Consider the following 20,715-nt stretch of genomic DNA (forward strand, 5'->3'; position numbering starts at 1 on the left):
GCTCAAGATGAACAGCAAGTGAACGAGGAATGAAGTATGGTCTGAGTCATGAGCAGCTTTGTGATCGTCGTCACCCCGGCGGAAGAGGAGTTCCGCGAGCTGTCGCACGTCGACCAGCTCCCACCGCGCCTGCGCGCCGACCTCGAGGCCCTTCGCGACGAGGTCGCCGCGCGGTTCCCCGAGGCGGACGCCGTCGGCGAGACCGGCGCCCTCTGCGCGCGGCCGGAGATCGAGGGCGTCAGCGTGGTGATCCGCCCGGAGGTCATCACCCGCCCCCTCGTGGTCAACGCCGTGATGCGGTTCGCCGCCCCGCGCCAGCTCCGCGTCACCGCCCCCGAACTGGGACTGGCCGCCGACCCCCGTGAGCGCATCGACATCGACGTGCACCGGCGGCCCACCATGGCCGGCGCCGGGATCGCCGACCACGCGGTCCGCGGACGGCCCCGCGGCACCCTGCCGTGGGTCTCCCACGAACTGCTCGGCCAGCTCGTCGACCTGTTGGAACTCGACGGGGACCGGCTCGAGCTGGAGGTCGACGACGAACGGTGGTTCCGCTACGAGCGCTCCGGCGGCGCGCTGATCGTCGAGGCGGCGGACGGGCCCGGTGTCCCCGTCCGACGGGTCATGGTCCCCGTCGACGCGGCCGCCTCCGCGGCGGACGCGGGGTGGGCGTGGGCCCGCTGTGACGCGGACTGGGCATCGCAGCTCCAGGCGGACGTCGGCACGGCGACCGGGGACGGCGACGGTGCCGGCCCGGTCGACCCCGCCGGCCCGGCGCCGCAGGGGATCGCACCGCACCGGCCCGCGACGGCCGCCTGAGCAGGCGGCGGCCTGGGCCGGCGGCGGACCAGGGCCGGCGCCCGGGGCGCGGATCGGCCCGCTACACGGAGTTGTCGTACCGCAGTGACGCCACGACGGCGTCGATCGTCTCCGTCGGTTGCACGCCGGGTTCACCCTCGTCGGTCATGAGCACGAACACGATCGACGCCGGCGCCCCGTCGGGGGTGCGGGTGGAGACGGCGACCGTGTCGAAGCGGATGACCGGCGGGGTGCAGGCGTTGCGCGGCGGTCGCACGCGACCCCGCAGGGAGACGTACCAGGCGGGGACCCCGGAGACCCCGATGCTGCGCGCCTCGGGCACCGGGACGTCGGCACCGGCCTGGGTGAAGCGTCGGTCGATGGAATCGGCCATCGCACGCGAGGCCGACTCGGCCTGCTCGCGGGCCTCGCCCGGCAGCGAGGTCGCGCTGATGCCGACCAGGGTGCGGAAACTCAGGCCCCCGAGCGCGCAGTAGTCCCGATCCGCGATGGCGTTGGCGGTGGTGACGTACCCGGATCCCCAGTCCGATCCGGGGTCGGTGCCGTCCTCCTGAACGCCGAACGGGTCCCCGACCTCCCACTCGGGCGGCACCGAATACACGAGACCGGTCGCGCTGCGCACGTCCTGCCAGCCCGCCGGCGGGGGCCCCGCCGCCAGGGTGGGGCCGGGCTCCTCCCGGCTGGGCCCGTCCCGGTCGTCCTCCTCGCCGGACCACAGCGCGCACCCCGTGAGCGCCGCGACGAGCGACCCGGCGAGCAGCGTGGCGGCGGTCCGGGCCACGACGGCCTCAGCCCCGCTCGACGAGGGCCTTGATGCGCTGCAGCGAGGTGGACACGCCCCGGTCCATCTCGGCCGTGAACGACTTCTGCCCGCCGAAGAGCCTGTCGGTGAGGAACCGGGAGATGAACGTCAGCCCCTCCGGCACCTCGCGGCGCTCGGTCAGACGCGTCCCGCCGGTGGCGGTGGGCTCGAGCTCGAACACCCACACGGTGGTGTTCTCGTTGATGCGGTTGGCGAACCGGCGGCCGGGCTCGAACTCCACCACCCGGCTGGTGGTGGGCCACACGACGGGCCCGCGCTTGTTGAGGTTGAGCGCCCAGGTCCCCTTGGTGGTGCGCTTGCCGGGGGAGAAGATCTTCCACGCCTGGCTGCTCCACTCGGTCGCGTTGCGGACCTCGGAGACGACCTCCCACACCCTGGCCGGCGGGGCGTCGATCTCGATGGAGCTCTCGATGGCGCCTACGGCGGTGGGTTCGGTGGGCATTCGACGGCCTTTCGACACGGGCGGGTTGTGAGGGCGTCTCGATGGTAGGGCAGCGGTCGTGTCGGCGAGGGATGTTCGTGTGGGGCGTTCGCCGGTCGCGAACCCGCCCGGATCCTTTGCACTCGTGGGGGGCGAGTGCTAGAAAAGCGATTGGCACTCGGCTACCCTGAGTGCCAGCAAGATCTGAAACTGAGGTCGCAAGGTGAGGTGCGGATCCGACACGGTCCGCTCCGTCCGTCGCGGGCACCGACGCTGACCACACGCGTGTCACCCCATACCCGGAGGATGATTCACCCCATGGCAAAGATGATCGCGTTCGACGAAGAGGCCCGGCGCGGCCTGGAGAGCGGTCTCAACCAGCTCGCCGATGCCGTCAAGGTCACCCTCGGCCCCAAGGGTCGCAACGTCGTGCTGGAGAAGAAGTGGGGCGCCCCCACCATCACCAACGACGGTGTCTCCATCGCCAAGGAGATCGAGCTCGAGGACCCGTACGAGAAGATCGGTGCCGAGCTGGTCAAGGAGGTCGCCAAGAAGACCGACGACGTCGCCGGCGACGGAACCACCACCGCCACCGTCCTGGCCCAGGCGCTCGTGCGCGAGGGCCTGCGCAACGTCGCCGCCGGTGCCAACCCCATGGGCATCAAGCGCGGCATCGAGAAGGCCGTCGAGGCCGTCACGAAGCACCTCATCGACTCCGCCAAGGAGATCGAGACCAAGGAGCAGATCGCCGCGACCGCCGGCATCTCCGCCGCCGACCCGGCCATCGGTGAGCTCATCGCCCAGGCCATGGACAAGGTCGGCAAGGAGGGCGTGATCACGGTCGAGGAGTCCCAGACCTTCGGCCTGGATCTCGAGCTGACCGAGGGTATGCGCTTCGACAAGGGCTACATCTCGCAGTACTTCATGACGGACCCGGAGCGCCAGGAGGCGGTCATGGAGGATCCGTACATCCTCCTCGTCTCGGGCAAGGTCTCCACCGTCAAGGACCTGCTCCCGCTGCTCGAGAAGGTCATCGGCGAGAACAAGTCGCTGCTGATCATCGCCGAGGACGTCGAGGGCGAGGCCCTGTCGACCCTGGTCGTGAACAAGATCCGCGGCACCTTCAAGTCCGTCGCCGTCAAGGCCCCGGGCTTCGGCGACCGCCGCAAGGCCATGCTGCAGGACATCGCCATCCTCACCGGTGGCCAGGTCATCTCCGAGGAGGTCGGCCTCTCGCTCGAGACCGCCGACATCTCCATGCTCGGTAAGGCCCGCAAGGTCGTCGTGACCAAGGACGAGACCACCATCGTCGAGGGCGCCGGCGACCAGGGCCAGATCGAGGGCCGGGTCAACCAGATCCGTGCCGAGATCGAGAACTCCGACTCGGACTACGACCGCGAGAAGCTCCAGGAGCGCCTCGCGAAGCTCGCCGGCGGCGTCGCCGTCATCAAGGCGGGCGCGGCCACCGAGGTCGAGCTCAAGGAGCGCAAGCACCGCATCGAGGACGCCGTGCGTAACGCCAAGGCGGCCGTCGAGGAGGGCATCGTCGCCGGCGGTGGCGTCGCCCTGGTGAAGTCCGAGGCCGCGATCGAGGGCCTGTCCCTCGAGGGCGAGGAAGCCACCGGCGCGAACATCGTCAAGTTCGCCCTGAGCGCCCCGCTCAAGCAGATCGCCCTCAACGCCGGCCTCGAGCCGGGCGTCGTGGCCGAGAAGGTCCGCAACCTCCCCGGTTCCGAGGGCCTTAACGCGGCCACCGGCGAGTACCAGGACCTCCTGGAGGCCGGCATCAACGACCCGGTCAAGGTGACCCGCTCGGCGCTGCAGAACGCCGCGTCGATCGCCGCGCTGTTCCTCACCACCGAGGCCGTCGTGGCCGACAAGCCCGAGCCCGCCGCCCCGGCGATGCCGGGTGGCGACGAGATGGGCGGCATGGGCTTCTGATCTGAGCCCACGCACCACTCCTCGCGCCTGCCGCGCGAACACACAGGGCCGTGGCCCGCACCGGTACGCCGGTGCGGGCCACGCCCCATTTGGGGCACCTGCACGCCGCCGAACTCGTAACACGACGGATACCTACGCCCGTGCGCGTAAAAGGTCCGTGACCTGCCGTAAACGAGCTGTTTCAGCTCTGGTGGCCGGGGCGATCGCTTCTTAATGTCCTCATCAGGCGCCTCGACAGGCGTCGCGAGTCACTGAGAACGGAGCACTCCATGCCCAACTTCGGCCAGCTGTCCGACCTCTTCGGGGGAATCACCGACGTCCTCGGCGCCCTCGTCTACTTCACCGGCTCCCTCGGCGGAGAGGGCGGGGTGAACGACTTCGTCGGCGCGATCACGAGCATCAGCGCCGAGTAGCCGTCCCCGACCCGCCACCACCGCACAGCCACAGACACAAGGAGCAGACAATGACCTTTCCCGAGTTCGGATCCCTCGCCGGCGTCAGCGGAGCCCTGGGCTTCCTCAACGACTTCCTCGGGGCCTTCGGAGACCTGTTCTCCGGCCTCGACTACTTCACCGGAGGCGATTTCCAGGAGGCCCTGACGGGAGGCTTCCTCCAGTGACGCCGTGAGCGGCGACGGTTGAGCCCCGTCGAGGGTGGCGACTCTCCCCGACGGTCACGATGCGGCTCGCGCGACATCTCCCTCGCGCGGGCCGCATCGTCGTGTCCGAGGGGTAGGCGCTCGCTCAGCGGGACACAGAAGTGAACGCCGGGGGGCGAGGGTGAACTCCTGACCAGCGCATTTGCGCGGGGGAGTGTCCGGCAAAAAAATTCTTCTCAAAGTGCCGCGATTAATGAGACTTCTTAAGGGTCCGTGGTTTACAGTGACTCAGGGCACACGCCCGGCGCGAAGCAAGGCCAGCGCCGAAGGGGCGGGGTTGAGACGCATATCACGATTGACATCAATGCGTCTTAGGTTAGCCTTACCCGGGGCCCCGCGAGGGGCGACATCACAGTTAAAGGGAGATACACATGCCTGACTTCAGCGCCATCAGCGCCGCCATCACCGCGGTCACCAACGCCATCAGCGGCATCGTCGGCCTGACCGGCTCGCTGACGGGCGAGAAGACCCTCACCGCGCTCGAGGGTATCGGCAGCAGCTTCGGCGCCGCCGAGTAATACGGCCCCCGGGGCGGGCCTCGGCCCGTCGCGGAAGCGGCCCATCGTGGCCCGTCTCCCCGCTACGTAAGCGGGCAACATCAATTCTTCCGGCCCGGAGGCTAACCGGGCCGAATTCCTCAAGGAGTACAGCATGGGTATCGAACTCGGTTCCGTCGGTAACGCCCTGGGCACCGATGGCGTCCTCGACCTGGGCGGCAAGCTGCTCGGCAACATCAACAACCTCATCAAGGCTGTCGGCTACTTCGTCGGCGGCGACTTCCAGAAGGCGATCGACGCGGGCTTCATGAAGGCCTGAGTCGGACGACTGACTCGAGAGAGGGCTCCGGGCTGCGGCTCGGGGCCCTCTCTCGTGTCTCGGGCCCGCGCAGACTCTCTGCGGCGGCCGGCGTGTGGCGACGCCAGATATGGATTCGTTCATATCCGTAACGCGGGTGGGGGACGGGCCGATAATGTTGACGTGAGCCGCATGGGTGGCTCCGTGGTTCCCACCGGCGCGGGTCGGTGTGCGATCCTCGGGGGAGCGCCCAGCGGGTGAACTCCTCTAGTCTTAAAGGCGCACCGGGGATACCTGTGTGCCTAATGGGACTTGTGTGACTACTGGGAATCGGGTTAGCGTTCTCCGCGAGAAGGTGCCCGGGTCCGTCTGTGAACAACGAGAATGTAAGGCGTCGGAATATGCGTTCAGTGAAGCGGTTCGGCACGAAGGTCGCGGCTGCGGCCCTCGCCGCGGCCATGGTCCCCGTCGTCGCCACGGGCACGGCTCAGGCCCAGGGCGGCACGATCCAGTACACCAAGGCCACGGCCACCAACAAGGTCGTCGAGACCAAGCTGCCGGACGGTCGCATGATCGTGTCGGTGTGGTCGGACAAGATGGCCATCGAGGTGCCGAACATCGTCCAGCCGCCGCGTGACGGCAACGCCGGCGCCCCGGTGCTGTACCTCATCAACGGCGCCGGTGGTGGCGAGGACTCCGCCACCTGGCAGGCCCAGTCCGACGTCAAGCAGTTCATGTCGGACAAGGACGCCTGGACCGTCACCCCGATCGGCGGCGCGTTCTCGTACTACACGGACTGGCAGAAGCACGATCCCAACGTCCAGACCCGCTTCGCCCGCGAGACCGACCGCCCGATGGCGTTCGAGACCTACCTCGCCAAGGAGCTCCCGGACCTCTTCGAGAACCGCTACGGCGGCAACTACCAGGGCCGCAAGCGTGGCCTCGCGGCGATCTCCATGACCGCCACCTCGGTCCTGACGATCGCCCAGAAGCACCCGGGCAAGTTCCAGGCCATCGGCTCGTACTCCGGCTGCGCCGAGACCTCCACCCCGATCGGCCACGAGTTCATCAACATCGTCACCGGCATGCGTGGCGGCGCCGACCTGAACAACATGTGGGGCCCGTTCCCCGGTCCGGGCTGGACCGACAACGACCCGGTCTGGGGCGCCTGGCGCTTCCAGGAGCAGATGAAGAACAACCAGCTCCCCGCGATGTTCATCTCCACCGGCAACGGCCTGCCCGGGCCCCACGAGTCGCTCGAGAACTGGCGCCTGCGCAACAGCATCCCCGCGCTCGCCAACCAGGCGATCGTCGGCGGCGTCATCGAGGCGGCCACCCAGTACTGCACCGCCAACCTGGCCCGCCGCTTCGGCGAGCTCGGCATCCCCGCCCACTTCGACTTCGCGCCCAACGGCACGCACTCGTGGGGCTACTGGGAGGACGACCTCAAGCAGTCCTGGCCGATGATGGCCCAGGCCATGGGCGCCCGCTGGGGCGCGATCTGATCGCCTGACGCCACGGCGACCCACGCGCGCCCGGCGCACCGCGGACCCCGTCCCACCCTCACCGGTGGGGCGGGGTCCGTTCTCGTCGGGCCTGATTCCACGAACGGAGCGTAGTCCGGCATTCTGTACCCATGACCACGATCGAGGACCCGGCCCGGGTCGAACTGCGCCACCCGGACGGCAGCACGAGTCCGCTGCTGATCGTGGAGACCGATCGGCGGGACGCGCGTCGCCCGTCGGTCCTGGTGCTGCCGGGCATCGCTGTCGGCGCCCGCTACTACCTCCCGCTCGCCCGCGCCCTGGCGGCCGAGGGCGTCGACGTCGCGATCACCGAGCTCCGCGGGCAGGGTGAGAGCACGTACCGCATCGGGCGGCGCGGCGCCCCGGCCGGCTACCACGAGAGCGCCGCCGAGGACGTCCCTCTCGCGCTCGACGCGATGGAGCGGCGACTCGGCCGGCGCCCCGTGATCCTGCTGGGGCACAGCATGGGCGCGCAGATCGGCGTGTACCACCTCGCGCGTCACGACCCGCGCGTCGCCGGGCTGGTCGCGGTCGCCGCCCAGTCACCGTTCCACCGCGGGTTCCCGGGCCCGGTGGGCCGCAAGCTGCGCGCGGGGTCGGTGATCCTGCCGGCGCTGGGCTGGCTGTCCGGGCACGTGCCGGGCCAGTTCTTCGGCGCGAAGGGCCGCATCCCGGCCGACCGGGTCCGCGACTGGGCCCGGCTCGCGGGCGCGGGCGTCATGCAGCCGGCCCGCGCGGACCTCGACTACCGGGCAGGCCTGGCGCGCGTCACCGTGCCCGCGTTGGCCGTGGTGATCGCCGACGATCCGCTCGCCCCCGCGAGCGCCGCCCGCAACCTCCTGGCCATGCTGCCGTCGGCGCGCACGACCCTCGAGCTGGAGCCGGAGGCGTTGGGCCACAACTCGTGGGCGCGCCACCCCGCGCAGGTGGTCGCCCGCGTGCTGGCGTGGACGGACCGGGAGGTCGTCAAGCCTGAGGGGGACGACGACGAGGTAGGCGACGCCTGAAGAATTCGTACGTGAGGACCGCTTTCCGGGCCTCCTGCGTGTTGTCGGCGGCGCCGGCGTGGCCACCCTCGACGTTCTCGTAGTACGCCACCTCGTGGCCGGCGGCCTCCAGTGCCGCCGTCATCTTCCGCGCGTGGCCCGGGTGGACGCGGTCGTCGCGCGTCGAGGTGGTCATGAGCACGGGCGGGTAGCGCACCTCCGATGCGGGGCGGATGTGCTGGTACGGGGAGTACGCGCCGAGGAAGTCGTCCCAGTCGGAGGAGTCGGGGTCCCCGTACTCGGCCATCCACGACGCCCCGGCCAGCAGCAGGTGGTACCGCTTCATGTCGAGGAGCGGGACGGCGATCGCCAGCGCGCCGAACAATTCCGGGTAGCGAGTGAGCATGACGCCCATGAGCAGCCCGCCGTTGGAACCGCCGGTCGCGCCGAGCTGGTCCCGGGTGGTCACGCCCGTCTCCACGAGGGCGCGGGCGACGGCGGCGAAGTCCTCGTAGGCCCGCGGGCGCTTCTCGCGGACGGCGGCGCGGTGCCAGGCGGGGCCGTACTCGCCGCCGCCGCGGATCCCGGCCACCACGTACACGCCGCCCTCCTCGAGCCACAGCGCGCCGCGCAGGGCGGCGTAGGAGGGCCGCATGGACACCTCGAAGCCCCCGTAGCCGTAGAGGATGGTCGGCCGGGGTCCGTCCGGGCCGGGGCCGCGCATGACGGTGTACGGGACCTCGGTCCCGTCGTCGCTCACGGCGGTGTGGCGGGAGACCTCGACGCCGGAGGTGTCGAACCGGTGCGGGGTGGAGCCGAGCGTCGTGGTGCTGCCGTCGGCCCGGAGCAGGACCAGGGACGGGGGCACCACGGGCCCGGAGACGGCGAGCACGGCGTCGTCGGGGTGCGGGCGGTCGCCGGGCGTCGGATCGCCGTCCGCCAGCCGGTCGCAGGACAGCACGTCGATCGACACGTGCTCCGGCAGCCCCTGCACCTGTAGCGGGGTCCAGTCCCCGTCGGCGGTCGCGGGGATGGTGTACGCCTCGATGCGGGACTCGGTGTCGTCGAGGATCGTCAGCAGGATGCGACCGCGGCCCCACGTGATGTCCTCGACGGTCGTGGACGGGGTGGGGGAGAACAGGACGACCGGGGCGGGCAGGCGGTCGGGCTCGGCGTCGACGGCGGACCACGGCACGACGAGCACCGAGCCGCCGGGGTGCGTGCGGCCGGAGACCTCCAGATCAGTGCGCGGCCGGAGGAGCAGCCAGTCACCGCACGAGGTTACGTCGCAGTCCTCGGGTACCGGCACGAGCCGGGGTGCGGTCGAGGTGGGGTCGGTCCCCGGGGTCCAGAACACCTCCTGAGAGGTGTGGAAGTCGGGGGCGCGGCTGGCCATGATCCGGCCCGTCACGGGGTCGTGGGACGCGCCCACCGCGACGTCGTCGCCGCGGCCCTCGAACACGACGGGGGCCTGCGCCGGGTCGGTCCCGCGCCGCCACAGCCGCACCACGCGGGCGTAACCCGAGTCGGTCGCGTCGGAGCCCTCCGGGTCGAGGGGCGCGGTGAGCAGCACGGTGTCACGGTCGACCCACGAGACCGAGCACTTGGCCTCCGCGAGCCGGAACCCGCCCTCGGACGCGGGGACGAAGCGGCGGTCGACGAGGTCGAACTCCCGGACCTCCACGGCGTCCGCCCCGCCCCGGGACAGCCGGATCAGAGCGCGGTCGTCGGCAGGGCGGCGGACGACCGTGCCCGAGTACACCCAGTTGACGCCCTCCGCGTCGGCGAGGGCGTCCACGTCGACGAGCGTCTCCCACGCCGGGTGGTCGACGCCCGGCGCGCCCTCCGCGAGGACGGACCACGGGACGCGGCGCCACAGCCCCCGGCGATGGTCGCCGTCCTTCCACAGCGTGTAGGCGTAGCGGCCGCGCAGGACGGGCCACGCGATCCGGTCGGTGGCGTCGAGGATCTCCAGCGCCCGGCTGTACGAGGCCTCGGCGTGGGCGCCCGCCGCGAGGTCCGCCGTGGTGCGGTCGCTGCGCTCGCGCACCCACTCCAGGACCTCGGGCGCGTCGACCTCCTCGAGATGCAGGTACGGATCGGGGCTCACGGGTAGGGACATACCCCCGATGATGCCGTGACCAAGCCGACATGTCGGCAGGTGGTCCAGTTTCTCACAGGCTCTTGTTATGACTCGGGCCCGTCAGTAGCATCAACACCGCGCTCGGGTCGTCTGACCCGGCCATTCTCGGGAACCCGGGAATGCACCCTCAATAAACGGAGACACATAATGGGTTCTCTCAATCTCGGTTCGGTCACGGAGTCCCTCGGCGGCGGCACGGGCAGCTCCACCAAGACCATCACCGACCAGATCGCCTCGACCGTCGCGGACCTGGTCGAGACCGCGCTGAAGCAGGTCCTGGGCAACCTGTCCTGACGGCGCCCGCACGCGGCACGACGCCGCCCCTTCCGCGTGGAGGGGGCGGCGTCGGGCATTTCGGGTGCGATTAGGGACGGCTCGGCGTGCCTGCGCAACGCGTTGCGCATACTCTGTGTGTCGTGGCTGACACTCATTTCGATCTGATCGTCCTCGGCGCGGGCCCCGGTGGCTACGTCGCCGCTATCCGCGCCTCGCAGCTCGGCCTCAAGGTGGCCGTGGTCGAGGAGAAGTACTGGGGCGGCGTATGCCTCAACGTGGGCTGTATCCCCTCCAAGGCGCTGCTGCGCAACGCGGAGCTGGCGAACACCGTCCAGCGGGACGGCAAGATGTTCGGCATCTCCGGCGACGTCTCGTTCGACTTCGGTGCCGCCTTCGACCGCAGCCGGAAGATCTCGGACGGCATCGTCAAGGGCGTCCACTTCCTCATGAAGAAGAACAAGATCACCGAGATCAACGGCTACGGCACCTTCACCGACGCCAAGACGATCGAGGTCGACGGCACCGAGTACACCTTCGACAACTGCATCATCGCCACCGGCTCCGTGGTCAAGACCCTCCCCGGCATCGAGCTGAGCGAGAACGTGGTCAGCTACGAGGAGCAGATCCTCTCCCGTGAGCTGCCGGACTCGATCGTCGTGGTCGGCGCCGGCGCGATCGGCATGGAGTTCGCCTACGTGATGAACGCCTACGGCGTCGACGTGACGATCGTCGAGTTCATGGACCGCCTCCTGCCGAACGAGGACGAGGAGGTCTCCAAGGAGATCCACAAGCACTACAAGAAGCTCGGCATCAAGCTCCTCACCGGCCACAAGACCACGTCGATCACCGACAACGGTGACTCCGTGGACGTGGAGATCGAGTCCAAGGACGGCGGGGACACCCAGACCGTCACCGTGGACAAGGTCCTCATGGCCGTCGGCTTCGGCCCCCGCGTCGAGGGCTTCGGCCTGGAGAACACGGGCGTCGAGCTGACTGACCGCGGTGCGATCGACATCGACGACAACATGCGTACCAACGTCGACGGCATCTACGCCATCGGCGATGTCACCGGCAAGCTGCAGCTGGCCCACGTGGCCGAGGCGCAGGGCGTCGTGGCCGCCGAGACGATGGCCGGCGCGGAGACCCAGACTCTCGGCGACTACCGCATGATGCCGCGCGCCACCTTCTGCCAGCCGCAGGTCGCCTCCTTCGGGCTCACCGAGGCGCAGGCCAAGGACGAGGGCTACGACGTCAAGGTCGCCAAGTTCCCGTACTCCGCCAACGGCAAGGCGCAGGGCCTCGGCCACGCGGTCGGGTTCGTGAAGATCGTCGCCGACGCCACGCACGGCGAGCTGCTCGGCGGCCACCTCATCGGCCCCGACGTCTCCGAGCTCCTGCCCGAGCTGACCCTCGCGCAGATGTGGGACCTCACCGCCGCCGACGTCGCCCGCAACGTGCACACGCACCCGACGCTGTCCGAGGCCATGAAGGAGGCCGTCGAGGGCATCGCGGGTCACATGATCAACCTCTGACGCCGCGCACCCGGCCCGCTGCGGCTGCTCGCCCGGCCGCGTACCGCGCACCCGGCCCGCGGCGGCCGCGTGCCAGGCCTCATCGCTCCGCCCCGCTGCTCCCCGGCCCGTCCGGGTGGGTGGCGGGGCGGAGTCGTCGTGTCTGCCGTGCGATCCACCAGCACACCCGGGCCCGGATGCGCTGCCTGATGGGCTCGCGCTGGCGGAATGGACCGCGGTGCCAGCGCAACCGCGCCGGATTCGTACACGGCGCCAGCGCGGGTCACGGGGCCAGCGCATCTGCGGGGACTCGCGCTGGCGCAGTGCCCGGTGGGCGCCTCCGCTGGGGACCCGACCCCCGGCCGTCAGCGCGATCGGGCCCCAGGGCGACCGGGCCCCGGAAATCGAGAAGACCGTTCCGCACGGGCCCACTCGGGCGATGTGCGCGGAACGGTCTTCTCGACGGCGGTGGGCCGGGCGGCCCGGGCTGGTGGCCCGGCTGCGGGCGGCCCGACGGCGGCGGGCCCGGCGGCCCGCAGCGGGGTCACTCGGCGTTGACGAGCTTCTCCATCTGCGTGATGTAGATGGCGTCGAGCGCGCCGGCCGCGGTCGGCAGCACCGGGTCGACGGCCGGGTCCTCGCCGCGGGCCGCGTACTCCACGCTCACGGTGGTGTCACGCGAGTAGCCGTGGAGCGCGATGGCGCGGCTCAGGGTCTTGGAGCCGTCCGGCTGCGTGGTGATGAAGTCGCTCGTCACGCGGAAGCCCTCGGCGCCGTCGACCGTGGGCGCGTCCTGCACGGTCATGACCAGCTCGACGTTCGGGTTGGACGTGCTGCGGGAGGTCGTGCACGCCTCGTACAGGGAGCGGTCCATGAACTCGTCGAGCCTGCCGCCCACCATGCCGATGCCGAAGCGGTGCTCGGTCTCGTCGGTCTCGGACTGCTTGTAGCGCACCGCGGCGGTCACGCCGTCCGTGGTGGCGTGGTTGGAGACCGTCTCCAGGCGCGAGACCTTGTCACACGCCGGGTCCTCCATCAGCTGGCGGCCCTGGTCGGCCACGAGCTTGTCGACGGCGTCCTTCAGCATCGGCCGGTCGAGCACCTGGACGATGCCGCCCCCGGGCGCCTCACCCTCGGCCAACACGAGCTCCTCGACGGGCGCCTGCGGGGCCGTGTCGTCGACGGTCGGCGTGGCCGACGCCGAGGCCGACGTGTCGTCCGACGGCTGGGCGTCGGAACCGCCGTCGTCCGACGAACAGGCCGTGAGAGCTGCCGCGGTGGCCAGCGCGAGACCGGCGATCGCGACGCGGCGGGGGGTGCGGGTGCGGAGGCGCATCTCTCTCCTTTGTATTCGGTTACCCACATAGTGCCACCGTCGTACCGCCAGCTGTGCATCGTGCCCCGCGTGGCAGTCGGCGGGGAAAAGCCCGCAGGCGCGGCCGTGGAACGGCGGAAACATCAAAAACGTGGGCGGGGGCCCGAAGTCGGGGGCAGCGACCCCGCGGGTGGAAGCGGTGTAACGGGCCCGGTGTGACTACCCTTGGTCCCGCGCACGGGCGGAGCCTCGCGTCGCCGACGACCCCCTGATATAGGACAACGATATGGACCATGACGGTGTGGACGCCGTGCTCTTCGACCTCGACGGGGTCATCACCCCGACGGCGGAGAAGCACATGGAGGCGTGGAACCGGATGTTCAGCGCGTACTTCGACGCCCGCGGGATCGACCCGTACTCGGACGAGGACTACTTCCGGTACATCGACGGCAAGCCGCGCGTCGAGGGCATCGCGTCGATGCTCGCCGCGCGGGGCCTCACCCTGCCCGAGGGGAGCGACGACGACGAGGCCGGGCCGGATGCGGACACGATCCACGGACTCGGTACGCGCAAGAACGTGATCTTCCGTGAGCTGCTCGACGAGGGGATCGAGGCGTACCCGGGGTCGGTCGCCTACCTCGACGCGCTCGACGCCGCCGGGATCGCCTCCTGCGTCGTCTCGAGTTCCAAGAACGCGGAGGCCGTGCTCACCGCGGCGGGGCTGCGGGACCGGTTCGAGGTCATCGTGGACGGCCTGGTCGCCGCGGCCGAGGGCATCCCCGGCAAGCCGCGGCCCGACACGTACCTGCGGGGCGCCGAACTGCTGGGCGTGCCCGCCGACCGCTGCGTCGTGATCGAGGACGCCGTCTCCGGGGTGCAGGCCGGTGCTGCCGGCGGGTTCGCGCGGGTGGTCGGCGTGGACCGCGGGGCCGGGCGCGAGACCCTGCTCGCGGAGGGGGCCGACCTCGTCGTCGTCGACCTCTCCGAGCTCATCCCCGGACTCCAGGAGGCCCCCCGGTGACACGTATCCCCATCTCCCGTGGCCCCGTGCACGACACGGTCGGCCAGTCGGTGCCCGGCAACATCCGGACCACCTACGGCGTCAACCTCCGCAGCCACCTCGAGGTGCCGGAGATCAACCGCTCCACCCACCCCGCCGACCCGTGGCGCTGGGTCGAGACCAGCCCCAAGGCGTCCCCGCTCGGCGTGTCCGAGACGCAGTTCGCCGTGGCCAACGGCTACCTCGGCATGCGCGGCAACCCCGAGGAGGGGCGCGACTCCTCCCAGCACGGCACGTTCGTCAACGGGTTCCACGAGACGTGGCACATCCAGCACGCCGAGGACGCCTACGGCCTCGCCCGCGAGGGCCAGACCATGATCCAGGCCCCCGACACCAAGACGATCCGCATCTACGTCGACGACGAACCGCTCCGACTGGGCGTCGCCGACCTCGAACACTACGAGCGCAGCATCGACTTCCGCGACGGCATCCTGCGCCGCGAGGTCGTCTGGCGCACCCCGGCCGGCAAGAAGGTCGTCATCCGCTCCAGCCGCATGGTGTCGATGGTGGAGAAGCACCTCGCGGTGATGACCTACGAGATCGAACTGCCCGACGAGCCCGCGCCCGTCGTGATCTCCTCGCAGGTGCTCAACCGCCAGGACGGCGAGGACGAGTACAGCAGCTCCACCGACCCCGTCGCGGAGGAGGGCTTCGACCCGCGGCGCGCCGAGGGCCTCGACCACCGCGTGCTCGAACCGCAGCTCACCGAGGGCCAACGCGGCTACCACGTGCACGGCTACCGCTGCGCCAACTCCGGCATGACCATCGCCGTGGCCGTGGACCACCTGCTCGAGACCGAGGACGACGTGGCCATGAGCCACGAGATCGGCGACGACTCCTCCAAGGTCGTCTACCACGCCCACGTCACCCCGGGCCGGACCCTCAAGCTCACCAAGCTCGCCGCGTACCACACCTCCGAGGTCGTGCCCGCCAGCGAGCTGGCCGACCGGTGCTCGCGCACCCTCAGCCGGGCCCGCGAGCGCGGCGTGGAGGATCTGCACCGCACGCAGCGGGACTGGTACGACCACTTCTGGGAGCGGGCCGACGTCGAGGTGGACGGCCCGGTCGAGACCCAGCAGGCCATCCGGTTCAACCTGTTCCAGCTGGCCCAGGCCTCCGCGCGTGCCGAGTACAACGGCATCGCCGCCAAGGGCGTCACCGGCAGCGGCTACTCCGGCCACTACTTCTGGGACACCGAGACCTACGTCCTGCCGTTCCTCACCTACACCATGCCGCGGTTCGCCCGGAACGCCCTGCGCTTCCGCTACAACATGCTCGACAAGGCCCGCGAGCGCGCCAAGTATCTCTCCGTCAAGGGCGCCCTCTACCCGTGGCGCACCATCAACGGCGAGGAGGCCTCGGCCTACTACGAGGCGGGGACCGCGCAGTACCACATCAACGCCGACATCGCGCACGCCCTCGTCAAGTACCTGTGGGCCACCGAGGACCAGGAATTCATGATCCGCGAGGGCGTGGACATGCTGGTCGAGACCGCCCGCATGTGGGTCTCGCTCGGGTTCTTCGACGGCGACGGCATGTTCCACATCCACGGCGTGACCGGGCCCGACGAGTACACCACCGTGGTGGACAACAACCTGTTCACCAACGCGATGGCCCGGTTCAACCTCGTCGCCGCGGCGATCGCGTGCAGGCGGATCGCCGAGCTGGGCGGCGGCCAGTGGGAGGCCATCTGCCGTCGCCTGAAGATCCGCGACGACGAGATCGCCGAGTGGAAGCGCGCCGCCAAGAACATGGTGATCGCGTTCGACGAGGGACTGGGGGTGCACCCGCAGGACCAGGACTTCCTGGCCAAGGAGGTCTGGGACCAGGACCTCGAGGAACCCCGCCGGCCGCTGCTGCTGCACTTCCACCCGCTGGTGATCTACCGCCATCAGGTGCTCAAGCAGGCCGACGTGGTGCTGGCGATGTTCCTGCGCGGCGACGAGTTCACCGAGGCCGAGAAGCGGGCGAACTTCGAGTACTACGACCCGTTGACCACCGGCGACTCCACGCTGTCCGCCGTGGTGCAGGCGATCATCGCCGCGGAGATCGGCTACTGCGACGAGGCGTTCGAGCATTTCCAGAAGGCGCTGGTCGTGGACCTGGCCGATGTCCACGGCAACGCCGCCGACGGCATCCACGTGGCCTCCACCGGCGGGGTCTGGTCGGCACTGGTCAGCGGGTTCGGCGGGATGCGCGACTACCGGGGTGAGATCTCCTTCGACCCGCGGGTGCCCGCCGAGTGGTCGGGGATCACCTTCCGGCTCACCGTGCGGGGCACGCACGTGCGGGTGCGGTGCACGCATGCCGACATCACGATCGAGAACCTCAACGGCGCCGACTTCGACTGCACGGTGCAGGGCCGCGCGGTGCACGTGCCGGCGGGTCAGACCGTCACGGAGGGCCTCGACGACCGCGCCCGCGTCTGCCTCTCCTGCCCCGAGAAGGTCTGACCCGCGGCTCGCCGGGTCGGCCCGGTCGGCGGTCCCGTCGGTGATCCCGTAGGGGAGACTGCCGGCCGGGAGGCTCGGTCCCGGGGCGGCGTGCAGATTCGCAGCGTGACTGCCCCGACTCGCGCTGCCTGTGCGGCCTGCGCTGGCTGAATGCTCGCTGCAGGCCCGGGTGTGCTGGGCAGATGGACCATTCGTCCAGCGCATGTCCGACAGCCAGCGCACCTGAGGGGTGCTTGCGCTGGCGCAGTGCTCATTCCGGGGCGTGCCAGCGACTCCGGCGGCCGTGAATCCCACATCCTGAGCACCGGCGTGCAGGGGTGCAGCGTGAACGCCCCGACTCGCGCTGGCCGTCTGCCCAGAGAGCGTCGCCACGGCCGGCCGCGTGCAGGCGTGCAGCGTAACTGCCCCGACTCGCCGCTGGCAGGGTGTCCGCCGGCCGCCCTCGGCCGCAATCCACAGGCGATGCCCTCTCCACAGGGGCCCGCACCGGGCGGCGGAATCGGGAGGGTCCGTCGGACAGGCGGGTGATGATCGCCGGCATGAGGGGCATCCGAAGCGACGACCGATACGACAGCGACCAGGACATCCGGGACGGCAACCATCCGGTGCTGGCCCTCGCGCGGCTGAGCCATGAGCTCGCCGACATCCCGCGGCGGCGGCGCGAGCGGGAGTACCGAAAAGTCGCGGACGGGCTGTGGCTACCGGTGGGCACCGCGCCGGACCTCGAGACGCTGTCGGTCGCGTATTCCCGGCTCTATCCGGACGCCGTGCTGACAGGCTGGTCAGCGGCGGTCTTACACGGGATCGAGGCGCCCGACGACGCGGTCCCGGAACTCTGCGTCGGGCCACACGGCCGGGCACGCCGCGGCCTGCGGATGCGGCGGTACGTGGTGCCGGATCGGGCGGTGACCAGCATCCGGGGTGTGCGCGTCACCGCCCTGCGCTGGACCGCGTTCGATCTCGCGAGGTTCACCGACCACGTCGAGGGAGTGCTCGCGATGGAGAAGTTCTTCCATCGGGGCGTGACGCGGGCCGCGATGCACGAGACGGTCGCCTACATGTCCGGCAGCTGGGGGGTGTCGCGGGTGCGGCGGGTGCTGGCGGACGCGGACCCCCGGTCGGAGTCGCCGCGGGAGACCGAGACCCGGCTGTTCCTCAGAGCTGCCGGCTTCACGGGGTTCGTGCCGCAGGTGGACGTCCCGGAGCTCGGCTACCGCCTGGATCTGGCCGATCCCGTTCACAAGATCGCGGTCGAGTACGACGGGGCGCACCACGACGATCCCGAGCAGCAGTCGCGGGATCGCCGGCGGCGGAACCGACTGCAGGCGGCCGGGTGGCTCGTCGTGGTGGTCGACCGCCGGCTGTTCGCGCATCAGCGGGCCGAGATCCTCCAGCAGGTCGAGGCCGCCTATCGGGTCCGCCGGTTCGCGGCGTGACCGGGCGCGGATCTCCGACCCGGCCGCGGCTGCCCGGCCGGCCGGGAAATGCCCTGCATTCGGCGGCGGGGACCGGGCCGTCCGGCGGGTGCTCGGGCGTCCGGCAGGGCTCGGCCGTCCGGCGGGTGCTCGGGCGTCCGGCAGGGCTCGGCCGTCCGGCAGGGCTCGGGCGTCCTGCGGGGGCGAGCAACGTCGCAGCGCGAGTGCCTCCAGGTGCGCTGCGAGAGTGATCTGCGATGCGAGTGTGGACCAATCAGCCAGCGTAACCCGGTCGGAACCGGGCACTCGGCCAGCGCGGGTCAGCGTCGCAGCGCATGTGGAGGCACCCGTGCTGGCGCGGGGTACGCGAGGCGGAGCGTGCGGCTCGGAAAGGCAGCCCGGCGGTGGGGCGGCTGCTCGGCAGGGGAGGGCTGCCCGGCGAGGCGGAGTGCGTGGCGGGGGAGGCCGCCGCCCGGGTCAGCGGGGCCGGTCCGGCTGGATGCGCAGCGCCTGCAGCGAGGTGGCCAGGCCGTCGTACTGCGTCACCAACTGGACCAGCGCGACCAGCTCACCCCGGCTCAACTGGTCGGCCAGCGCCGCCCACGCCTCGTCCGAGATGTCCTTGGTCAGCACCAGCTCGTCCACCGCCCGCATCAGCACCTCCAGCCGGTTCGGCCATCCCGCTGTGGCGGGGTCGCGGGTGGTGCGGGCGATGTCGTCGTCGTCCAGTCCGACCCGCGCGCCGATCCGCTCGTGGTGCGCCCGCTCGTACACGCTGCCCCGCAGGTGCGCGACGCGCAGGATGACCAACTCCGTGGTGCGGCGGTCGAGGATCCCGAACGGCATCATCATCCCCGAGTACGCGAGCCATGCGGGGAACAGCCGACGGGCGTGGCCGAGAGTGGCGAACAGGTGCACGTCGCGGGAGCCGGTGACGCGCGCGCCGATGCGGTTGACCGCCCAGCCGAACGGGCCCAGGTCTCGGAACCCGCCCGGCGAAATCCTCGGTGACTGGCTCATGGCCGTCAGGGTAGGTCAGCCGGCGCGGCGGCGGAGGCGGGTTCGCCGAGGAGGTACGGCGAGAGCGACGAGCGGTGGGCGTCCACGCGCAGTTCGTGATTGAGCGGCGGGAAGGCGCGCTGCGGGCAGGCGGGGCGGTCGCACATGCGGCAGCCGGAGCCGATCTTGGTGGCGGCGTCCACGTCGTCGAGGTCCAGGCCCTGCGCGTAGACCGTGCGGTGCGCGTGGCGGGCCTCGCAGCCCAGGCCGATCGCGAAGGTCTTGCGCGGCTGCCCGAACCGCATCGGCCGCGTGGTGACGGTGCGCGAGACCCACAGGTGCAGGCGACCGTCGGGCATCTGTGCGACCTGCCGCATGATCTTGCCGGGGAACGAGAACGACTCGTAGATGTTCCACAGCGGGCAGGTGCCGCCCGAGGTGGTGAAGTGGAACCCCGAGGCGGACTGCCGCTTGGACATGTTGCCGGCGCGGTCGACGCGCACGAAGCTGAACGGCACCCCCGACGCGCCCGGCCGCTGCAGGGTCGACAGGCGGTGGCAGACCGTCTCGTAGCCGGTGGCGTGGAAGGCCATGAGCCGCTCGACGTCGTAACGGAAGTCCTCGGCGGTGTCGAGGAACCGCTGGTACGGCATGAGGACGGCGGCGGCGAAGTAGCTGGCCAGGCCCCGCAGGCCCAGGGCGACGGCGGCGGGGGAGCTGAACGAGCCCTCGTCGACCAGGCTCTCCAGCAGTTCGCGGTGCTCGAGGAACGCCAGCTCCGAGGCCACGCGGAACGCCTGCTGCCCCGGCGTCATGTGCGCGGACAGCTCGAGCCGGCGCTCGTCGGTGAGGTAGCGGTGCCACAACCCGTCGGGCAGGTCGACGCGGCGGACGATGCGCACGCCGTGCGCCTCCGCGAGGCGGTGTTCGAGCTCGGCGCGGACGTCACCGCGGTTGAGGCGGATGCGGGTGGTGAGCTCCTCGGCGGCGGTGTCGAGGGAGTCGATGTAGTTCTGGCGCTGGTAGAAGTAGTCGCGCACCTCCTCGTGCGGCATGGACAGCACGGTGCGGTCGACCGGCGTGTCGGGCGCGTTGCGGGTCTCGGTGAGCGCGGCCAACAGGTCGGCGGAGTTGCGGTAGCGCTGGTGCAGCAGCGTGAAGGCGCGGGCGAGCGAGGGGTGCGCGCGGACGAGCTCCACGACCTCGGCGGCGGGGACCTCGGTCGACAGCTGCGTGTCGGTGAGCGCCTCGGTGACCGAGGCGATGAGGCGCGTGTCGGAGTCGGAGGCGAAGAACGTCGAGTCGACCCCGTAGACCTCGGAGACCCTGACCAGGACCCGGGAGGTGACGGGGCGGGTGTCCTTCTCGAGTTGGTTGAGGTACGACGACGACAAGCCGAGCGACTGGGCGAACGCGGACTGGGTCAGGCCGTGCTCCTCGCGCAGTCGGCGCAGGCGCGCTCCCATATGTGAGGCCGTCATCGGCTTTCCCCTCCCGATCCGTGTCGTGCTCCACAATCTTCGCAAACTTTGCAAAAGTCTCCAAGAAACTCGCGATATTTGCATTACCTGCAG

General features: G+C 70.6%; 19 protein-coding genes. 13 read left to right on the forward strand and 6 right to left on the reverse strand.

Features of this window, described 5'->3' with window-relative positions:
* The first annotated feature begins 48 nt into the window (after window positions 1–48).
* Entirely contained in the window at window positions 49–819 is a 771-nt protein-coding gene (locus tag RWK90_RS14705) for a hypothetical protein (RefSeq protein ID WP_314038364.1), read from the forward strand.
* 61 nt (window positions 820–880) lie between these two features.
* Here the strand turns inward: RWK90_RS14705 and RWK90_RS14710 are convergent, their stop codons facing one another.
* Both RWK90_RS14710 and RWK90_RS14715 read right to left on the reverse strand, forming a co-directional pair.
* Window positions 881–1,600, reverse strand: coding sequence for a hypothetical protein (locus tag RWK90_RS14710; RefSeq protein ID WP_314038365.1), 720 nt, complete (start codon window positions 1,598–1,600; stop codon window positions 881–883).
* Window positions 1,601–1,607: 7 nt separating this feature from the next.
* Window positions 1,608–2,084, reverse strand: a complete 477-nt coding sequence (locus RWK90_RS14715; RefSeq protein WP_314038366.1) for an SRPBCC family protein — start codon at window positions 2,082–2,084, stop codon at window positions 1,608–1,610.
* A 297-nt stretch (window positions 2,085–2,381) separates the two neighbouring features.
* Here RWK90_RS14715 and groL point away from each other — a divergent pair, with 297 nt between their 5' ends.
* The 7 genes from groL to RWK90_RS14750 all read left to right on the forward strand — a co-directional run bounded on the left by groL (window position 2,382) and on the right by RWK90_RS14750 (window position 7,990).
* Window positions 2,382–4,004 (forward strand): chaperonin GroEL, encoded by a 1,623-nt coding sequence (gene groL, locus RWK90_RS14720; protein ID WP_314038367.1) that lies wholly within the window; start codon window positions 2,382–2,384, stop codon window positions 4,002–4,004.
* Window positions 4,005–4,273: 269 nt separating this feature from the next.
* Window positions 4,274–4,417, forward strand: a complete 144-nt coding sequence (locus RWK90_RS14725; protein ID WP_314038368.1) for a hypothetical protein — start codon at window positions 4,274–4,276, stop codon at window positions 4,415–4,417.
* Window positions 4,418–4,467: 50 nt separating this feature from the next.
* The gene (locus RWK90_RS14730) at window positions 4,468–4,623 is read left to right on the forward strand and encodes a hypothetical protein (protein WP_314038369.1); all 156 of its coding nucleotides are present in this window, start codon (window positions 4,468–4,470) and stop codon (window positions 4,621–4,623) included.
* Window positions 4,624–5,033: 410 nt separating this feature from the next.
* Complete coding sequence (locus RWK90_RS14735; protein ID WP_314038370.1) at window positions 5,034–5,180, forward strand: hypothetical protein; 147 nt, start codon at window positions 5,034–5,036, stop codon at window positions 5,178–5,180.
* Window positions 5,181–5,313: 133 nt separating this feature from the next.
* Entirely contained in the window at window positions 5,314–5,478 is a 165-nt protein-coding gene (locus RWK90_RS14740; protein WP_314038371.1) for a hypothetical protein, read from the forward strand.
* Between the two features lie 380 nt (window positions 5,479–5,858).
* Window positions 5,859–6,962, forward strand: coding sequence for an alpha/beta hydrolase family protein (locus RWK90_RS14745; RefSeq protein ID WP_314038372.1), 1,104 nt, complete (start codon window positions 5,859–5,861; stop codon window positions 6,960–6,962).
* Window positions 6,963–7,093: 131 nt separating this feature from the next.
* Window positions 7,094–7,990 carry an alpha/beta fold hydrolase gene (locus tag RWK90_RS14750; RefSeq protein ID WP_314038373.1) on the forward strand — a complete coding sequence of 299 codons (897 nt, stop codon included), beginning with the start codon at window positions 7,094–7,096 and terminating at the stop codon, window positions 7,988–7,990.
* On the opposite strand, the gene RWK90_RS14755 is transcribed toward RWK90_RS14750, so the two are convergent.
* Complete coding sequence (locus RWK90_RS14755; protein ID WP_314038374.1) at window positions 7,950–10,091, reverse strand: prolyl oligopeptidase family serine peptidase; 2,142 nt, start codon at window positions 10,089–10,091, stop codon at window positions 7,950–7,952. The genes RWK90_RS14750 and RWK90_RS14755 overlap by 41 nt on opposite strands.
* 168 nt (window positions 10,092–10,259) lie before the next feature.
* Between RWK90_RS14755 and RWK90_RS14760 the strand changes: the two genes are divergently transcribed.
* On the forward strand, window positions 10,260–10,406 hold the full coding sequence (locus RWK90_RS14760) for a hypothetical protein (RefSeq protein WP_314038375.1): 147 nt from the start codon (window positions 10,260–10,262) through the stop codon (window positions 10,404–10,406).
* A gap of 122 nt (window positions 10,407–10,528) precedes the next feature.
* Window positions 10,529–11,920 (forward strand): dihydrolipoyl dehydrogenase, encoded by a 1,392-nt coding sequence (gene lpdA, locus RWK90_RS14765; RefSeq protein ID WP_314038376.1) that lies wholly within the window; start codon window positions 10,529–10,531, stop codon window positions 11,918–11,920.
* A gap of 523 nt (window positions 11,921–12,443) precedes the next feature.
* Here the strand turns inward: lpdA and RWK90_RS14770 are convergent.
* Window positions 12,444–13,235: a hypothetical protein gene (locus RWK90_RS14770; protein ID WP_314038377.1), complete on the reverse strand. Its 792-nt coding sequence runs from the start codon at window positions 13,233–13,235 to the stop codon at window positions 12,444–12,446.
* Window positions 13,236–13,500: 265 nt separating this feature from the next.
* Between RWK90_RS14770 and RWK90_RS14775 the strand changes: the two genes are divergently transcribed.
* From RWK90_RS14775 to RWK90_RS14785, 3 genes are all read left to right on the forward strand, one after another.
* Window positions 13,501–14,235, forward strand: coding sequence for a beta-phosphoglucomutase family hydrolase (locus RWK90_RS14775; RefSeq protein ID WP_314038378.1), 735 nt, complete (start codon window positions 13,501–13,503; stop codon window positions 14,233–14,235).
* Window positions 14,232–16,727, forward strand: a complete 2,496-nt coding sequence (locus RWK90_RS14780; RefSeq protein ID WP_314038379.1) for a glycosyl hydrolase family 65 protein — start codon at window positions 14,232–14,234, stop codon at window positions 16,725–16,727. Before RWK90_RS14775 ends, RWK90_RS14780 begins: the two co-directional genes overlap by 4 nt.
* A gap of 539 nt (window positions 16,728–17,266) precedes the next feature.
* The gene (locus RWK90_RS14785; RefSeq protein ID WP_314038380.1) at window positions 17,267–18,163 is read left to right on the forward strand and encodes a DUF559 domain-containing protein; all 897 of its coding nucleotides are present in this window, start codon (window positions 17,267–17,269) and stop codon (window positions 18,161–18,163) included.
* A gap of 456 nt (window positions 18,164–18,619) precedes the next feature.
* Here the strand turns inward: RWK90_RS14785 and RWK90_RS14790 are convergent, their stop codons facing one another.
* Both RWK90_RS14790 and ramB read right to left on the reverse strand, forming a co-directional pair.
* Entirely contained in the window at window positions 18,620–19,162 is a 543-nt protein-coding gene (locus tag RWK90_RS14790) for a carboxymuconolactone decarboxylase family protein (protein WP_314038381.1), read from the reverse strand.
* 5 nt (window positions 19,163–19,167) lie between these two features.
* A complete protein-coding gene (gene ramB, locus RWK90_RS14795) occupies window positions 19,168–20,622 on the reverse strand; it encodes an acetate metabolism transcriptional regulator RamB (RefSeq protein WP_314038382.1) in 1,455 nt (484 codons plus the stop codon).
* Window positions 20,623–20,715 lie beyond the last annotated feature (93 nt).

It is taken from the genome of Dietzia sp. CH92 (genome assembly GCF_032248695.1).
Taxonomy (GTDB): Bacteria; Actinomycetota; Actinomycetes; order Mycobacteriales; family Mycobacteriaceae; genus Dietzia.

Excerpts from the sequence above, each read along its gene's own strand:
- RWK90_RS14705 (WP_314038364.1), top strand. The coding sequence starts at position 49 with ATGAGCAGCTTTGTGATCGTCGTCACCCCGGCGGAAGAGGAGTTCCGC.
- RWK90_RS14715 (WP_314038366.1), bottom strand. The coding sequence starts at position 2,084 with ATGCCCACCGAACCCACCGCCGTAGGCGCCATCGAGAGCTCCATCGAG.
- groL (WP_314038367.1), top strand. The coding sequence starts at position 2,382 with ATGGCAAAGATGATCGCGTTCGACGAAGAGGCCCGGCGCGGCCTGGAG.
- RWK90_RS14725 (WP_314038368.1), top strand. The coding sequence starts at position 4,274 with ATGCCCAACTTCGGCCAGCTGTCCGACCTCTTCGGGGGAATCACCGAC.
- RWK90_RS14730 (WP_314038369.1), top strand. The coding sequence starts at position 4,468 with ATGACCTTTCCCGAGTTCGGATCCCTCGCCGGCGTCAGCGGAGCCCTG.
- RWK90_RS14735 (WP_314038370.1), top strand. The coding sequence starts at position 5,034 with ATGCCTGACTTCAGCGCCATCAGCGCCGCCATCACCGCGGTCACCAAC.
- RWK90_RS14740 (WP_314038371.1), top strand. The coding sequence starts at position 5,314 with ATGGGTATCGAACTCGGTTCCGTCGGTAACGCCCTGGGCACCGATGGC.
- RWK90_RS14745 (WP_314038372.1), top strand. The coding sequence starts at position 5,859 with ATGCGTTCAGTGAAGCGGTTCGGCACGAAGGTCGCGGCTGCGGCCCTC.
- RWK90_RS14750 (WP_314038373.1), top strand. The coding sequence starts at position 7,094 with ATGACCACGATCGAGGACCCGGCCCGGGTCGAACTGCGCCACCCGGAC.
- RWK90_RS14755 (WP_314038374.1), bottom strand. The coding sequence starts at position 10,091 with ATGTCCCTACCCGTGAGCCCCGATCCGTACCTGCATCTCGAGGAGGTC.
- RWK90_RS14760 (WP_314038375.1), top strand. The coding sequence starts at position 10,260 with ATGGGTTCTCTCAATCTCGGTTCGGTCACGGAGTCCCTCGGCGGCGGC.
- RWK90_RS14770 (WP_314038377.1), bottom strand. The coding sequence starts at position 13,235 with ATGCGCCTCCGCACCCGCACCCCCCGCCGCGTCGCGATCGCCGGTCTC.
- RWK90_RS14775 (WP_314038378.1), top strand. The coding sequence starts at position 13,501 with ATGGACCATGACGGTGTGGACGCCGTGCTCTTCGACCTCGACGGGGTC.
- RWK90_RS14785 (WP_314038380.1), top strand. The coding sequence starts at position 17,267 with ATGAGGGGCATCCGAAGCGACGACCGATACGACAGCGACCAGGACATC.
- RWK90_RS14790 (WP_314038381.1), bottom strand. The coding sequence starts at position 19,162 with ATGAGCCAGTCACCGAGGATTTCGCCGGGCGGGTTCCGAGACCTGGGC.
- ramB (WP_314038382.1), bottom strand. The coding sequence starts at position 20,622 with ATGACGGCCTCACATATGGGAGCGCGCCTGCGCCGACTGCGCGAGGAG.